This is a genomic window from Flavivirga spongiicola (assembly GCF_030540825.1).
GTDB lineage: Bacteria > Bacteroidota > Bacteroidia > Flavobacteriales > Flavobacteriaceae > Flavivirga > Flavivirga spongiicola.
On the sequence record NZ_JAUOEO010000002.1, the window covers coordinates 747,150 to 763,769 of the forward strand.

The following is a 16,620-nucleotide window of genomic DNA, read 5'->3' on the forward strand; positions in this document are numbered from 1 at the left end:
GTTTATTGATGCATAATTTTAAGACAAAAAAAGTGCTCCAAAATATTTTGGAGCACTTTTTTTAATATATAGAATACTTAGTGAACTAATTGTTCTCTAAATATAGTCTGTTTTCTATCTGGTCCTACAGAAACAATGGTGATAGGAATTTCCAGTTCTTTTTCTAAAAAGGCAATATACTCGTTTAAAGCCTGTGGTAGTTGAGATGCTTCAGACATGGCTGTTAAATCTTCTTGCCAACCATTAAACTCAGTATAAATTGGTTCTACATTTTCTGGTTCAATATTATAAGGGAAATGCTTAATAACTTCACCTTTATATTTATAAGCGGTGCATACTTTCAAAGTTTTAAAACCAGAAAGCACATCGCCTTTCATCATCATTAATTGAGTAACACCATTTACTTGACATGCGTATTTTAAAGCAATTAAATCCAGCCAGCCACAGCGTCTAGGTCGCCCGGTAGTCGCACCAAATTCATTACCAACGCGTGCCATAGTTTCACCATCTTTATCGAAAAGTTCGGTAGGGAAAGGTCCAGAACCTACACGCGTTGTATAGGCTTTAAAAATACCAAATACATCACCGATTTGGTTAGGAGATACCCCTAAACCAGTACAAGCACCAGCAGCGGTTGTATTACTTGATGTTACAAATGGATAAGTTCCAAAATCGATATCTAGTAACGATCCTTGAGCACCTTCTGCCAAAATGGTTTGTCCAGATTTTTGTGCTTGATAAATATATTCTTCAGAATCTATAAACTTTAAAGACTTTAATACATCAATAGCTTTAAAAAAGGCTGTTTCAAGTTCTGTTAAATCATACTCTATATCTACATCATAAAAAGAAATCATAGATTCGTGCTTATTAGCTAATGCTCTATAACGTTCTTTCCAGTCACTTAATTCTAAATCTCCAACACGAATACCATTTCTACCAGTTTTGTCCATGTAAGTTGGACCAATACCTTTAAGAGTGGAGCCTATTTTTGCTTTCCCTTTAGAAGCTTCACTTGCAGCATCTAATAAACGGTGCGTTGGTAGAATTATATGTGCTTTACGAGAAATAACCAGAGATTTTTTGTAATCTACACTTTGTTCTTCTAATTTGTCTAGTTCTCCTTTAAAAATAACAGGATCTATAACAACACCATTACCTACCAAATTTGTAGCATCATCATGAAATATCCCTGAAGGAATGGTATGTAAAACATGTTTTCTTCCGTTAAAAACCAAAGTGTGTCCAGCATTAGGCCCTCCTTGAAAACGAGCAATAATATTGTAGTTGGAGGTAAGTACGTCAACAATTTTTCCTTTGCCTTCGTCTCCCCATTGTAATCCTAGTAGTAAATCTACTGCCATTGTAAAAATTAGTTAAGTGTTTGATTTTCTATTTCCGTAAAAATAGAGTGAGTGGTTATTAATTTCAATATCAAAAATTTCTTCGATTGTTTTTTTTATAGATTCAATTCTAGGGTCGCAAAATTCTATAACCTCTCCAGTATCTGTAAGTATAACATGGTCATGTTGTCTATCGAAATAGGATTTTTCGTAATGTGCCTGATTCTTTCCGAACTGATGTTTTCTTACTAAACCACATTCTAGAAGTAATTCAATAGTGTTATACAGTGTAGCACGAGACACACGATATTTCTTGTTTTTCATGCTAAGATATAACGATTCTATATCGAAGTGTTCTGTATTATTATAAATTTCTTGGAGTATGGCATAGCGTTCGGGCGTTTTGCGGTGTCCGTTACCTTCTAAAAAGCTAGTAAATACGCTTTTAACTATGTCTTGATTTTTTGTATCTGCCTTTGCATTCATAATTTCGTCGCAAATTTACACTTTTTTTACACTCTAGTAACCTTATCTATACCATTAATTTTTTTTAGTTTCTCTAAAAGCTTTTTTATGATAGTATTATTTTTTACAATAACATTGATTTTTCCGGAAAATAAACCGTCATCACTTTCAAAACTTAAGCTTTTCATGTTCACATGCATGTTATCTGAAACAATTGAGGTAATATCACTTACTAAGCCTATATGATCAATTCCTGTAATTTTAATTTTAGCTAGAAATTCTTGTTGAGTAGAGTCAACCCATTTAGCCTGCATAATCCTGTAAGCATAATTGGATTGTAAACTGAGTGCGTTAGGGCAATTTTTTTTATGAATCTTAATACCTTCACTAACAGTTAGAAAACCAAAAACTTCGTCACCAGGAATAGGATTACAGCAATTTGATATTTTGTAGTCTAGTTTTTCTTCTTCCTTACCAAAAACTAAAGAATCGTATTTGGCTGTAACTTCTTCTTTTTCTAAATCTTCTTTTTTAATGGCCGCTTTTCTTGAGATTTTATTTTTAATAAAACTCATTAAAACATTGCTTCTGGAAGCAGCGTAACTTTTAAGCATGGTATTATCAATAGTACCAATGCCAACCCTATAAAACAAATCCAGACTTGTTTTAAGTTTAAAATAGTTAACTAATTCATTTGTAGAAGCTTCATTGAGCGTGATTTTTAGTTGTTTTAATTTTCTTCTAAGGATTTCTTTACCATCTTCGCCTATAAGTTTTTTATCTTCCTTTAAAGCAGATTTTATTTTACCTCTAGCTCTAGCTGTGGTGGCATAATCCAACCAGTTAGCATTGGGTTTGGCACTTTCTGAGGTCAAAATGTCTACTTGATCACCACTTTGCAATTCATGACTTAACGGTACTAACTTACCATTTACTTTCGCACCCCTGGTTCTCATACCAACCTCGGTATGAATATTAAATGCAAAGTCTAATGATGTAGCCCCTTTGGGTAATGATTTTAATTCTCCAGTTGGAGTAAATACAAATATCTCTTGTGAATATAGGTTGAGTTTAAACTGTTCAACAAAATCTACGGCATTTGTATCTGGGTTTTCTAAAGCTTCCTGGAGTTTATTAATCCAGCTTTCTAAATTATCTTCTTTTTCTTTGTCTTGCTTGTATTTATAGTGAGCGGCATAACCTTTCTCAGCAATTTCATTCATACGATCACTTCGTATTTGAACTTCTACCCAGCGTCCTTTAGGTCCCATGACAGTAATATGTAAAGCTTCATACCCAGTAGACTTAGGAGAGGAAATCCAATCACGGAGTCGTATAGGATTAGGTCTAAAATGATCTGTTACCACGGAGTATATTTTCCAAGCGAAAAACTTTTCATTAGCCTCATCACTTTTATAAATAATTCTTACTGCAAACTTATCGTATACTTCATCAAAAGACACACCCTGATTAAGCATTTTTTTTCTAATCGAAAAAATAGATTTTGGTCGCCCTTTTATGGTGTATTCAAAATTTTCTTTATCTAAAGAGTTTTTTATAACCTCACTAAACTCTTCAATGTATTTATCTTGTTCTTCCTTGCTTTCTTTAATTTTATCAAAAAGATCATTATAAACATCTGGTTCGGTATATTTTAAGCCTAAATCTTCAAGTTCGGTTTTAATGTTGTATAAGCCAATTCTATGTGCTAAAGGTGCATAAATATATAATGTTTCAGAGGCTATTTTTTCTTGTTTATCAGGGCGCATGGATCCCATTGTTTGCATATTATGGAGCCTATCTGCAATTTTTATTATGATAACACGAACATCATCATTAAGAGTAAGCAGCATTTTACGAAAGTTTTCTGCTTGTAAAGACACATTCATGTCTTTTTCTTTACTTAAAGAAGATATTTTTGTGAGCCCATCTACAATAGTGGCTATTGTTTTTCCGAATAGTTTTTCAATGTCCTTTATAGAGTAATTTGGACTATCTTCAACAACATCGTGAAGTAAGGCAGCAGCAATGGAAGTACCATCCAACCCAATTTCTTGAGCCACTATTTTTGCTACGGCTAAAGGGTGAAAAATATAAGCTTCCCCCGATTTTCTACGCTGATCCTTGTGTCCATCTATAGCAACATCAAAAGCTTTACGTATTAATTTTTTATCATCACCAGATAGCGTTGTATAGCTAACTTTTAATAATTCTTTGTAGGCTTTAGTAATTGCTGCATTTTCTTTTTCTATAGCTTCATCTGTCATAAATTAAAAATAACATAAAGAAAATTAACCACCAACACGAAATCTGATTTTTTATACCTGTTTTGCTAACCTTTATTATTCATGGCTTTCGTTATGAAAAGTTAAAATGTCAATAGATTTAGGAAGCATAATAATTTTTAACGGATAAATTGTTACTTACTTTTGAGGTATAAAAATTAAGAGGACTGTTAAAGGTAGTAGGCAGTTTGTCTTTGGAATAGAATAACTGTGAATAATGCAGGTTAAGATTTTAAAAAATCAACTAACTGAAGTACGGCCTTTCCACGATGCCCAATTCTGTTTTTTAAACTTAAATCCATTTCAGCAAAAGTTTGTTGGTATCCTTTGGGCTTAAAAATAGGATCGTAACCAAAACCAGATGCTCCACTTTTAGTGTTCGTTATTTCTCCTTCGCATATACCAGTAAAGATGTATTGTTTGTTATTGAGTTGGAGCGTAATAACCGTTTTAAACTGACCATTTCTATTGGTTTTATTTCTTAATTCGGTTAGTAATTTGTCCATATTATCATCGGCATTACGTTGCTCTCCGGCATAACGGGCTGAATAAACTCCTGGTGCACCATTTAAAATAGCTACTTCTAATCCTGTATCATCAGCAAAACAATCGTACCCATAATGGGTTTTTACATATTTCGCCTTCTGAATACTATTGCCTTCAATCGTGTTTTGAGTTTCAGGAATATCTTCAAAGCAATCAATATCATTCAAGCTTAATAACTTAATGTGGTTAGGGATCAAAGCTTGTACTTCTCTTATTTTATTAAGGTTGTTGGTAGCGAAAACAAGTTGCATATACTAAATGAATTTAAGTTTTCAAAAATACCATTATAATGATTTATAAATAAAAATATTTTATAAATTTTTATGATTTTTGTTACTGTAAATTATTTTAAAAACGCGTATCTTAGATTAAGAATTTTAATATAAAAAGAGAAATAATTATGACAGTAAATATTCAGTATGTAGGAGTAGATGTAAGTGAAACACTTTCAAGTTTCACCGAAGAAAAATTAAAAAAAATATTTAATCGTTATGAGTTTTTAATAAGTGCAAAAGTGCATTTTAAGCAAGATGAAAATCAACACGATATAGGTAAAATTTGCAATATAGAACTAAGTTTGCCAGGACCTCGAATTTTTGCAACCTCTAATGAGCGTAATTTTGAAGTGTCTGTAAGAGAGACTATCAAGGATTTGGAACGTCAATTACAAAAACGAAAGGAAGTTTATAAAACGCATTAATTTGGGTTAAATATTTATATAAGATGAATATTGAAACTTATCGATCGTATTGTTTATCTAAAAAAGGAGTCACTGAGTCTATCCCATTTCCTAAGCTACCGGATGTTCTTGTTTTTAAAGTAAAAGGCAAAATGTTTACAGCTACGGATATAAATACATTTGACAGTTTTAGTATTAAATGCGAGCCGGAAACTATAGAAGAACTTCGTGCGCAATACGATGCATTAGAAGAACCATCGTATTTTAGTAAAAAACATTGGAGTAGAGTTTTGGTTGATGGTTCAATTTCTGATAAAATATTATGTGAATGGTTAGATGTTTCTTACCATTTAGTTGTAGCTAAGCTTACTAAGAAAGCCCGTTTGGAATTAGAAAGTTTATAACTTACCTGTGATGATAAGGCTCATTCTTTAAAATTGTAAAACCTCTGTATAGTTGTTCAATAATGAATAAACGGATCATCTGATGGGAAAATGTCATTTTTGATAATGATATTTTCCCATTTGATTTATTATAAACATCTTGTGAGAATCCATAAGGACCACCAATAACAAAAACCAATTGCTTAATACCAGAGTTCATGTGCTTCTGTAAGTAGGCAGAAAACCCAATGGAATCTAATTGTTTACCGTTTTCATCTAATAAAATTAAAACATCTGTAGTATTAAGCTTATTTATAATGAGCTCGCCCTCTTTTTGTTTTTGTTGCTCTTCACTTAGATTTTTAGTGTTTTTTATGTCTGGAATAATTTCTAGTGAAAACTTAATATAGAAGCCTAAACGTCTTATATATGCATTAATTAGCGATTGAAGTTCCTTATTATCAGTCTTGCCAATGGCGAGAAGTTTTATAGTCATAGTAGCAAAATTACTATTTAGTATTTATGAAAAGCGCATATTTAGATGAAAAAAATAAAAATTTCATAAATGTAAAATTTAATTTAGTAAATCAATTTCTTATTTTTGTTGCAAACCAACTATTTATATGATAACACAAGAGCAATTTGATACAGAAGTTAAAATGATAATTTCGAATGCTATAAGAGAAGATGTGGGAGATGGTGATCATAGTTCTTTAGCTTGTATTCCAGAAAATGCTAAAGGCAAAGCAAAACTTTTAGTTAAAGATAAAGGTGTTATCGGGGGCGTTAATTTTGCCAAAAAAGTATTTGCTTACGTGGATAAAAACTTGAAATTAGACGTAAGAATTGAAGATGGGACAGAAGTTACTTATGGTGATATTGTTATGTATATTGAAGGGCCTTCTCAATCTATTTTAAAAGCAGAGCGGACCGTATTAAACGCTATGCAACGTATGAGTGCGATTGCAACTAAAACAAGAATGTTTGTCGATTTATTAAAAGGGACTAACACTAAAATTCTTGATACGCGTAAAACAACACCGGGAATTCGTGTATTGGAAAAATGGGCTGTAGTTATTGGAGGGGGAGAAAATCATAGATTTGCGTTATATGATATGATTATGCTTAAAGACAATCATATTGATTTTGCAGGTGGTATTACGAAAGCCATTGAGATGACAAAATCATATTTAAGAGAAACTGAAAAAGATTTGAAAATTATGGTTGAGGCCAGAAATTTAATCGAGGTTGAAGAAATATTAAAAAGTAATGGTATTTATAGAATTTTACTTGATAACTTTGACTATGAAGATACAAGGAAAGCTGTAAAACTGATAGGAGATAAATGCCTTATTGAATCTTCTGGTAATATAAATGAAATTACTATTAGGCATTATGCAGAATGCGGTGTAAATTATATTTCGTGTGGTGCTTTAACGCATTCTGTCCATAACATGGATTTGAGTTTAAAAGCTATAAAATAGTTTTATCACTCTTAATAGTCGTTTAGTTTTCTTGATAAACAAGAAATTTTAAACTTTTAAGCTAAATTAATGACCAAGCCCGTTGAAGACAAACTTGATAAGATTCCAGTAATAAATGTCTTGGCGCGAGTTTTTAAGCAAATAAAATTACCAGGCCTTGAGGGGTTATCGTTTTACGATTTATTAGAACTTTATATTATAGGTATTTTAAGAGGAGCTTTAACAACCCGGGCAAGTGCTATTGCTTTTAGTTTTTTTATGGCACTGTTTCCTTTTTTATTATTTGTGTTAATTATTATTCCATATGTACCGATTGATGATTTTAAAATTGAATTCTTGACCTTTTTGGAATCCTTTCTACCACCAAATACATCTGATTTTTTCGTTGAAAACATATTCGAAAACATTGATAAAACACAACGAGGAGGCTTATTGTCTTCTGTTTTTGTATTATCAATTGCATTAATGGCAAATGGTGTGAATGCTGTATTTTCTGGTTTTGAAAACTCGTATCACGAGCAATTGACCCGTAACGTTTTCAAACAATATTTGTATGCTTTAGGTATTGCGTTGATACTGGCATTTTTACTTATTATCACCATCGCTGTTTTAGGGTATTTCCAAATATATGTCGTGCAGGAATTATTTGCTGCTCTAGAAAATCAAGGCTATCAAGTTGAAAACCAAAATGTATTATGGACAGATATTGCTAAATATGCTTTCTTTATTATGATGGTATATTTAGCCACAGCAACTTTATACTATTTTGGTACTCAAGAGGGAAGGCATTCTAAATTCTTTTCTGTAGGTGCTTTATTTACAACTTTACTTATTATTTTATCATCATACCTATTTGGTCTTTATATTGAAAATTTCGGACAATACAATAAACTTTATGGCTCTATTGGAGCGTTATTAATTCTATTATTTTATTTGTGGCTTAATGCCAATATTTTATTGTTAGGTTACGAATTAAATGCATCTTTGAATAAACTACGTAAAAGGTGTTAGTTTATGTCATATTTTATAGACGTTATAATTCCCGTACCTCTTAAAAAACTCTTTACTTATCGTATAAGTGTTTTAGAATCTGATTTTTTAAAACCCGGAATGCGTGTTGCAGTACCCTTTGGGAAATCGAAAATCTATACTGGCATTGTTTACAGAGTTCATAATGAACCACCAACAGCTTATGATGCTAAAGATATTCAGCAAATTTTAGACGACTTTCCTATTGTAAATGAAAAACAATTACAATTGTGGCAATGGATAAGTAACTATTACATGTGCACGTTGGGTGATGTGATGCGGGCAGCTTTACCTAGTGCTTTTATTTTAGAAAGTGAAACAGTTATCTTAAAAAATAAGACTAAAGCCATTGATGAAGCGATATTAAAGGATGATGAGTTTTTGGTTTACGAAGCATTGCACCATCAATCATCTTTAAAAATTCATGATATTTCTAATATTCTTGATAAAAAGAATGTATTGCCAGTTATTAAGCGATTAATTGAAAAGGAGGTTATTTCTGTCGAAGAAGAAGTATATGAAAAATATAAGCCTAAATTGGTTCGTTATGCAAAACTACATGCCAGCTTTTCTTCAGAAGAGGCACTTCAAAAGTTATTGGATGATTTAAGTAGAGCACCAAAACAACGGCAGGTCATTATGACTTTATTTTCTGTTTCTGCGACTACCAAAAAACCTGTAAAGGTTGCTGATTTATCTACTCAAAGTGGTGCGTCAACTGCTATCATAAAATCATTGATTGATAAAGAAATTCTCGAGGAATATTATATTCAAACAGATCGTGTTCAATACTCTGGAGATGAAAATGAAGCTACTAAAAACCTTAATGAGTATCAAGAAGTAGCTTTAAAAGAAATAAAAAACGCTTTTAATAAACACGCGGTTACATTGCTTCATGGAGTGACTTCTTCTGGTAAAACTGAAGTATATGTAAAGCTAATTGAAGATGTTTTAAGTAAAGGAAAACAAGTGCTTTACTTGTTGCCGGAAATAGCGTTAACCGCACAACTAATTACACGATTGCAGAATTATTTCGGAGAGCAGGTAGCTGTTTTTCATTCTAAATATTCATCGCATGAACGTGTAGAGGTTTGGAATCATGTTTTAAATAATTCAGTAAAGGCAAGAATAGTTTTAGGGGCGCGTTCTTCTATCTTTTTACCATTTGATAATTTAGGACTTATAGTTGTTGATGAAGAGCATGAACAGTCTTTTAAACAGTTTGATCCAGCACCACGTTATCATGCCAGAGATACTGCTGTTGTATTAGCAAATATGCACGAAGCAAAAATACTTTTAGGCTCTGCTACACCGAGTTTAGAAAGTTACTTTAACGCCAAACAAAACAAGTATGGTTTTGTTGAAATAACAAAACGTTACAATAATGTTTTGATGCCGGATATTGAATTGATTGACATTAAAGATAAGTTCAAGAAAAAGCTGATGAAAGGACATTTTAGCGATAGGCTTATCGAAGAAATGACAGAGACTTTAAGAGAAGGGCATCAAATTATATTATTCCAAAACCGACGTGGGTTTTCTCCTATAGTGGAATGTAATACCTGCGGTAATTCGCCTCAATGTCCAAATTGTGATGTGAGTTTAACCTATCATCAATATAGAAACCAATTGCGTTGTCATTATTGTGGTTATAATTCGGTTATGATAAAAGATTGTGCGGCTTGTGGAAGTGCCGAATTAGATAATAAAGGATTTGGTACCGAACAAATTGAGGAAGAGGTGAAATTGTTATTCCCAGATTATAAGGTAGCAAGAATGGATTTAGATACTACAAGGGGGAAATATGGATATGAAAAAATAATTACAGCCTTAGAACAACAAGAAATAGATGTTTTAGTAGGAACACAAATGCTAACCAAAGGCTTAGATTTTAGAAATGTCAAGTTAGTTGGTATTATGAATGCAGATAATATGCTCAATTTCCCTGATTTTAGAGCACATGAGCGTAGTTTTCAGCTGATGTTACAAGTTTCGGGTAGGGCTGGGCGTACAGATGAAAGAGGTAAAGTATTAATACAAACATATAACCCATATCATAATATTTTACAACAGGTCTCAACTAATAATTATGTAGAGATGTACAACGAACAAATGAACGATCGTTATAATTATAAATATCCGCCTATTTACAAACAAATAAAGATTACTTTAAAGCATAAAGATTACAATAGGGTAGACGCGGCTTCAGTTTGGTTGGGAAAGGCTTTAAGACAGGTTTTTAAAGACTATGTATTAGGACCAGAATCTCCCCCGATTTCTAGAATAAGAAATCAATTTCATAAAAATATTCTGATAAAAATTCCTAAACAGCAATCATTATCAAAAACAAAAAAAGCTATCATTAGAATAAATAATAGCTTCTCAAGTATAAAAGATTTTCGGTCGGTTAAAATAATTTTAAATGTCGATAACTTTTAATTTAGTTCGGTTTAATTGGTTAGTTAGTTGTTGGATCTAAATATTATTTAAAGCATCAACCAACTGAGTCTTTTTATTTCTACTTAAAGGAATTTCATAAGCTCCAACTTCAACATTTTTACTGTTAAATCTGTCAATTTTATCAAGATTAACAATATATGATTTATGGATTCTTAAAAACTTGCCTTCAGGTAATTCAGCTTCGAAAGATTTCATTGTAGATAATACTACTAAGCTAGTTTCTTCCGTCACTAGTTTTACATAATCACCAAGCGCTTCGATCCATTTAATATCCTTAATATAAACTTTACGTTTTTTAAGATTACTCTTTACAAAAATATGCTCACCTTCTTCTTCATTAAAGTCTAAAGTCAATCTATGTTGCTCTAAAGCTTTATCTACAGAGGTGTTAAAACGTTCTCTTGTAATTGGTTTATGTAAATAATCGGTAGCATCATAATTAAATGCTTTAAAAGCATATTCGGTTTTACCGGTTACAAAAATAATTTGGGGTTTGTTGTTTAATACGTCTAAAAGTTCAAATCCATTTAGCACTGGCATTTCAATGTCTAAAAAAATTAAGTCCACTTGATGCGTATTTAAACCATTTTTAGTTTCTAAGGCACTACTATACTCTGCAATTAAGTTAAGTGAAGGATGATTCTCTACTAACTTAACGATAGAGAGACGTTGTATTGCCGAATCGTCTACTACTACACAGTTTAATGTCATAACATTTTATATTATTTCGGTTAAGATATCGACAATAGTACGAAAAATTCGGCTAAAAACCAAAAATCATCGTTAAAGCGTTCGTTTTAACATAATTTTAACATTTATAAACAAGTATATATTATGCTTAAGTTATTGTTGTTTTATATGTATATATTGACTATTTTTGCACCCAATTTTTAACAATAAAATAGATTTTTATGAATCATTATGAAACTGTTTTCATCTTAAATCCCGTTTTATCTGAAGATCAGATAAAGGAAACAGTAAAGAAATACGAAGATTTTCTTGTTTCTAACGGCGCTAAGATGATAGCTAAAGAAGATTGGGGGCTTAAAAAATTAGCTTACCCAATACAAAACAAGAAAAGTGGTTTCTATCACTTATTTGAGTACACTGTACCAGGAGAAACTATTAATGCTTTAGAAGTAGAGTTTAGACGTGATGAGCGTTTTATGCGTTACTTAACCGTAGCATTAGATAAACATGCTATTTCATGGGCAGAGAGAAGAAGAGTTAAACTTAAACAAAAAGCTTAATTATGTCATCGATAGAACAACAATCAAAAGGAAAAAAAGACGGAGAAATTAGATATTTAACACCGTTAAATATTGAGACAAACAAACAAAAGAAATATTGTCGTTTCAAAAAATCTGGTATTAAGTACATAGATTATAAAGATCCAGATTTCTTATTAAAGTTTGTAAACGAGCAAGGTAAAATCTTACCAAGACGTTTAACAGGAACTTCGTTAAAATACCAAAGAAAAGTATCTGTAGCTGTAAAAAGAGCGCGTCACTTAGCTTTAATGCCATACGTAGCAGATTTATTAAAATAAAATACCGATAACAATGGAACTTATATTAAAACAAGACGTTGAAAATTTAGGATTTAAAGACGATGTTGTAACAGTTAAGAACGGTTATGGTAGAAATTTTTTAATCCCTCAAGGACAAGCTATTCTTGCTACGTCTTCTGCTAAGAAAGTATTAGCAGAAAATTTAAAGCAAAGAGCTTTTAAAGAAAAGAAAATAGTTGACGATGCTAATAAAATTGCTGAAGCTTTAAAAGCCTTAGAAATTAAAATAGCTGCTAAAGTTGGTACTGGAGACAAATTATTTGGTTCTGTGAATAATATTAATGTCGCTGAAGCTCTTGAAAAAGAAGGACAGTCTATTGATAAGAAATTCATTACAGTTGCAACGATTAAACGTACAGGGAAATATAATGCTGTGATACGTTTACACAGAGAAGTGTCTGTTGATTTAGCTTTTGAAGTTATTGCACAAGCAAACTAAAATATTGACATTTAGTCAATAAACTTTTAAATATTGTAAAGCCATTCTTATGAATGGCTTTTTTTTGTTTATTTTTGTTATGATAAAATGCTATGCATGCATAATAGACTAACTTAAACTAAACTAAAATCAAATGAAAAAAACAACCCTCACATTTTTTTTCTTGTTTTTTGGGTTTCTTGCATTTTCGCAGGTTACTACATCAAACATTAAAGGTCTCATTTTAGATGAAAATGCCGAACCGCTTCCAGGCGCAAATGTACTTGCCATCCATACACCAACAGGTACTAAATATGGAGCAGCTACAAACTTTGATGGAAGATTTAACTTATTAAATTTAAGAGTAGGAGGCCCTTACTCAATTACGATTAGTTTCGTTGGTTTTCAGGAACAATCTTATAATGATGTATTTCTAACTTTAGGGAAAACAACAAATTTAGATGTTACATTAGTGACCGATAGTCAGGAATTAGATGCTGTTGTTATTCAGGGAACGGGAGGTACGGGAACTTTTGGTAGCGATCGTACAGGTGCAGAAACTAGTGTAGGTAGACGTGAAATAACACGTTTACCAACCATTTCAAGGTCGGCGTCAGATTTTACAAGGTTAGAGCCTACTGCGAGTGGTAACTCTTTTGGAGGTAGAAATGATCAATTTAATAACTTCTCTTTAGACGGTGCTATTTTTAATAACCCATTCGGGTTGGATGCGGCAACACCAGGAGGGCAAACAGATGCGCAACCTGTATCATTGGATGCTATAGACCAAATACAAGTGTCTACGGCTCCATACGATGTCACACAATCTGGATTTACAGGAGCCTCGGTTAATGCGGTAACGAAAAGTGGTACCAACGAGTTTCATGGTACTGTTTATGGTTTTTATAGAGATGAAAGTCTAACAGGAGGAAAAGTTAAAGGTGACGATGTTGTAAAACCTAAGTTGGAACAAACTCAGTATGGCGTTAGTATTGGAGGTCCTATAGTTAAAAACAAACTATTCTTTTTTGCTAATTTTGAAAAGGATGATCGTACAGATTTAGGAACCAATGGTTGGGCTCCAAATTCTGGGTCTGGAGCTATTAATGAATCGAGAGTTTTAGAAAGTGATTTAATAGCAGTAAGAGATGCCTTATTAGCAGTTGGATACGATCCAGGAAGTTATGAAGGATTTACGCATGCTTCAGAATCTACTAAAGGCATTTTTAAACTCGATTGGAATATTAATGATAACCATCGATTGGCTATTATTTATAATTGGTTAGATGCATCAAAAGAAAAACCTGCACACCCTACGGCAATTGGTTTTAGAGGCCCAAATGCTTCTACATTACAGTTTCAAAACTCAGGTTATCAAATTAATAATAAACTAAAATCTGTACAAATAGAACTAAATTCTACATTGTCTGATAATGCAACTAATAAATTTCAATTCGGATACACACATTTTGATGATTTTAGAAATCCGTTTTCAACGCCAGCACCATCAATTAACATATACAAAGATGGATCGCCTTACATTATAGCTGGGCATGAGCCCTTTTCAGTTCATAATAGATTGGATCAAAAAGTAATACAGCTTACTAATAATTTGAACTTTTTTAACGGAGCTCACACCTATACGGTTGGATTTTCTTTTGAAAAGTTTCAATTTGATAACTCTTTTAACTTAACGGCTTATGGTTTTGACCTTTTTGGAAATGTAGATATTGGAGCTTTTGATGCCACTAGTTACGATTTTGCTGGACCTCAGGCTACTTTTGATGCTAATAATGCGGTGCCAGATGGAGAAGGATGGGCGCTAGCCGAAACAAATGTAGGTCAATTAGCTTTTTATGTACAGGATGAATGGGCCATTACAGATAAGTTTAAGTTAACCTATGGTGTTCGTTTTGATAAACCTTTATTCTTTGATTCTGCCGAAAAAGCACAAAACGTTATCGACAGAGGTTTTGTGTTACCAGACATACCATATTATAACCCCAATACGGGAACAAATGTTTTAATTGATAACACACAAATGCCCAATAATGATTGGTTAATTTCTCCCAGAGTTGGTTTTAACTATGATGTTAATGGCGATGATACCTTTCAGCTTCGCGGTGGTTCGGGCTTATTTACCGGTCGTTTTCCTTTTGTATGGTTAGGAAATCAAATTACGGCCCCAGATGTATTCTTTCTAGAGGCGGTAGATCCTGATTATAAATTTCCTCAGGTTTGGAGAACGAACATTGGAGCAGATAAAAAGTTAGAAAACGGATTGGTTTTAACTGCAGATCTATCTTACACTAAAGATTTAAACGGTCCTCATGTACAAAATTGGGCATTATTGCCTCCTTCAGGAACTTTGAATGGTGTAGATAACAGACCTATTTATACAGCAGCAGATTATGGTGGTGCTATTGCAGACTTCGGATTGGGAGCTGGGCCTTACGTTTTTACAAATTCTGATAAAGGACGTATATGGAACGCTTCGGTGAAGGCTCAAAAAACATTTGATAATGGGTTGTACACAATGCTGGCTTATAGTTATTTAAATGCTAAGGATGTAAATTCTATTGAGGCAGAAATAACAAGTGATGCCTTTAATGGAAACCCTATTATTGGAAATGTGAATGATGATGTTTTGGGGTATTCAAAGTATGGTAATACGCATCGTTTTATTGGTGTAGTTAGTAAAAAATGGGATTATGGAGATGATACTTGGTCTACGACCATATCAACGTTCTTTGAGTATGCACAAGGAGGTAGGTTTAACTATACCTATGGAGGCGATATAAATGGAGATGGTTCTGGAACAAACGATTTAATTTATATCCCGACTGCTAATGAGATTGGGCAAATGCAATTCTCTGGACCTGGCCAGGATACAGCTTTGGAAAATTATATCGCTCAGGATGATTATTTAAGTGGAAGACGTGGACAATATGCTGAACGCTATGGCGCTTTAGCTCCTTGGAGAGGAAAATGGGATCTTAAGTTTTTACAAGATTATAGATTTAAAGTTTCCGGAGATAAAACCAATACCATTCAGTTTAGTATTGATGTTTTAAATATTGGTAATCTTTTAAGTTCAGATTGGGGGCTCGTTCAGCAACCAAACAACATACAACCCATTGGAGTGAGTGTTGATGGAACGGGAACTCCAACTTATACTTTTAATACAAATCAAACAGAAACTTTTGGCTACGATTCTAGTTTAGCTTCCAGATGGCAAGCACAATTTGGTTTACGTTATATTTTCTAAAATAATAACAGATATATTATTAAATTTGCGCTCCCAACTATGGGAGTGCATTTTTTTTAGTGAAATTCAATTTTGAAAAGTCTAGAAGACGTATACAAAATTGTAAATTGAACTAATCCCGCTTTTTAGCGGGATCATACCCAAATATTATGAAACTTGTTTTGTAATTGATTTTTAATTTATATGAAATACTCAAGACTTACCAAAGAACAGTTTGAAGAACTACACCAAGAGTTTATTAACTTTTTAGCAACACAATCTATCACTGCTGATGAGTGGACTAACCTTAAGGCAAACAAACCGGAATTGGCAGAAATGGAGCTGGATGTGTTTAGCGATCTCATTTGGGAAGGCGTTTTAAATAAAGCAGAATACCTGGAACATATATCTCCTCAGCATATGTATTTGTTTCGTTTAGCTGAAGATAAAATGTTCGTCATAGCACTTACTTTAAAAAATGATGTGGATATTACCACTAAAGAGGGATATAATTGGTTACGTGAAAATTTAATGGATGAAAACGTTGAATTTTTACAAGCAGATAAAGACTATACAGACGATAAAAACTTAGATAAATTTAAAATGATCGAACAGGGCGCTGTGATTACTAAAGGCGATTTATTTAAGTATTTTGATAAGCTGATAAATTAATTCTTTAAGGTAAAAGGGAGTCTCTAGTTGTTTATGATA

Annotated in this window: 16 protein-coding genes; 10 read left to right on the forward strand and 6 right to left on the reverse strand. The window is 32.6% G+C overall.

Features of this window, described 5'->3' with window-relative positions; translation table 11 throughout:
- Nucleotides 1-77 precede the first annotated feature (77 nt).
- The 4 genes from Q4Q47_RS23190 to Q4Q47_RS23205 form a co-directional block, all read right to left on the reverse strand.
- Nucleotides 78-1,364 carry an adenylosuccinate synthase gene (locus Q4Q47_RS23190; RefSeq protein ID WP_303309111.1) on the reverse strand — a complete coding sequence of 429 codons (1,287 nt, stop codon included), beginning with the start codon at nucleotides 1,362-1,364 and terminating at the stop codon, nucleotides 78-80.
- A gap of 12 nt (nucleotides 1,365-1,376) precedes the next feature.
- A complete protein-coding gene (locus tag Q4Q47_RS23195) occupies nucleotides 1,377-1,829 on the reverse strand; it encodes a Fur family transcriptional regulator (protein WP_274186456.1) in 453 nt (150 codons plus the stop codon).
- Nucleotides 1,830-1,855: 26 nt separating this feature from the next.
- Nucleotides 1,856-4,075: a RelA/SpoT family protein gene (locus Q4Q47_RS23200; RefSeq protein WP_303309112.1), complete on the reverse strand. Its 2,220-nt coding sequence runs from the start codon at nucleotides 4,073-4,075 to the stop codon at nucleotides 1,856-1,858.
- A gap of 242 nt (nucleotides 4,076-4,317) precedes the next feature.
- On the reverse strand, nucleotides 4,318-4,890 hold the full coding sequence (locus Q4Q47_RS23205; RefSeq protein ID WP_303309113.1) for a non-canonical purine NTP diphosphatase: 573 nt from the start codon (nucleotides 4,888-4,890) through the stop codon (nucleotides 4,318-4,320).
- A gap of 149 nt (nucleotides 4,891-5,039) precedes the next feature.
- Here Q4Q47_RS23205 and hpf point away from each other — a divergent pair, with 149 nt between their 5' ends.
- Complete coding sequence (hpf, locus tag Q4Q47_RS23210; protein ID WP_303309114.1) at nucleotides 5,040-5,339, forward strand: ribosome hibernation-promoting factor, HPF/YfiA family; 300 nt, start codon at nucleotides 5,040-5,042, stop codon at nucleotides 5,337-5,339.
- Nucleotides 5,340-5,362: 23 nt separating this feature from the next.
- Entirely contained in the window at nucleotides 5,363-5,722 is a 360-nt protein-coding gene (locus Q4Q47_RS23215; RefSeq protein ID WP_303309115.1) for an MmcQ/YjbR family DNA-binding protein, read from the forward strand.
- 1 nt (nucleotide 5,723) lies between these two features.
- Here the strand turns inward: Q4Q47_RS23215 and rlmH are convergent, their stop codons facing one another.
- A complete protein-coding gene (rlmH, locus tag Q4Q47_RS23220; protein WP_303309116.1) occupies nucleotides 5,724-6,197 on the reverse strand; it encodes a 23S rRNA (pseudouridine(1915)-N(3))-methyltransferase RlmH in 474 nt (157 codons plus the stop codon).
- 127 nt (nucleotides 6,198-6,324) lie between these two features.
- On the opposite strand from rlmH, the gene nadC reads away from it, so the two are divergent.
- The 3 genes from nadC (at nucleotide 6,325) to priA (ending at nucleotide 10,653) form a co-directional block, all read left to right on the forward strand.
- A complete protein-coding gene (nadC, locus tag Q4Q47_RS23225) occupies nucleotides 6,325-7,185 on the forward strand; it encodes a carboxylating nicotinate-nucleotide diphosphorylase (protein ID WP_303309117.1) in 861 nt (286 codons plus the stop codon).
- A 69-nt stretch (nucleotides 7,186-7,254) separates the two neighbouring features.
- The gene (locus Q4Q47_RS23230) at nucleotides 7,255-8,196 is read left to right on the forward strand and encodes a YihY/virulence factor BrkB family protein (RefSeq protein ID WP_303309118.1); all 942 of its coding nucleotides are present in this window, start codon (nucleotides 7,255-7,257) and stop codon (nucleotides 8,194-8,196) included.
- A 3-nt stretch (nucleotides 8,197-8,199) separates the two neighbouring features.
- Complete coding sequence (gene priA / locus Q4Q47_RS23235; protein ID WP_303309119.1) at nucleotides 8,200-10,653, forward strand: replication restart helicase PriA; 2,454 nt, start codon at nucleotides 8,200-8,202, stop codon at nucleotides 10,651-10,653.
- 36 nt (nucleotides 10,654-10,689) lie between these two features.
- Here priA and Q4Q47_RS23240 read toward each other — a convergent pair whose 3' ends face one another.
- Nucleotides 10,690-11,385, reverse strand: coding sequence for a LytR/AlgR family response regulator transcription factor (locus Q4Q47_RS23240; RefSeq protein ID WP_102754690.1), 696 nt, complete (start codon nucleotides 11,383-11,385; stop codon nucleotides 10,690-10,692).
- Nucleotides 11,386-11,585: 200 nt separating this feature from the next.
- On the opposite strand from Q4Q47_RS23240, the gene rpsF reads away from it, so the two are divergent.
- The 5 genes from rpsF to Q4Q47_RS23265 all read left to right on the forward strand — a co-directional run bounded on the left by rpsF (nucleotide 11,586) and on the right by Q4Q47_RS23265 (nucleotide 16,581).
- Nucleotides 11,586-11,924, forward strand: coding sequence for a 30S ribosomal protein S6 (rpsF, locus tag Q4Q47_RS23245; RefSeq protein ID WP_303309120.1), 339 nt, complete (start codon nucleotides 11,586-11,588; stop codon nucleotides 11,922-11,924).
- A 2-nt stretch (nucleotides 11,925-11,926) separates the two neighbouring features.
- Complete coding sequence (gene rpsR, locus Q4Q47_RS23250; RefSeq protein ID WP_019388303.1) at nucleotides 11,927-12,223, forward strand: 30S ribosomal protein S18; 297 nt, start codon at nucleotides 11,927-11,929, stop codon at nucleotides 12,221-12,223.
- Nucleotides 12,224-12,236: 13 nt separating this feature from the next.
- Nucleotides 12,237-12,683, forward strand: coding sequence for a 50S ribosomal protein L9 (gene rplI, locus Q4Q47_RS23255; RefSeq protein WP_303309121.1), 447 nt, complete (start codon nucleotides 12,237-12,239; stop codon nucleotides 12,681-12,683).
- A gap of 133 nt (nucleotides 12,684-12,816) precedes the next feature.
- On the forward strand, nucleotides 12,817-15,930 hold the full coding sequence (locus Q4Q47_RS23260; RefSeq protein WP_303309122.1) for a TonB-dependent receptor: 3,114 nt from the start codon (nucleotides 12,817-12,819) through the stop codon (nucleotides 15,928-15,930).
- 183 nt (nucleotides 15,931-16,113) lie between these two features.
- A complete protein-coding gene (locus Q4Q47_RS23265; RefSeq protein ID WP_303309123.1) occupies nucleotides 16,114-16,581 on the forward strand; it encodes a DUF6495 family protein in 468 nt (155 codons plus the stop codon).
- Nucleotides 16,582-16,620 lie beyond the last annotated feature (39 nt).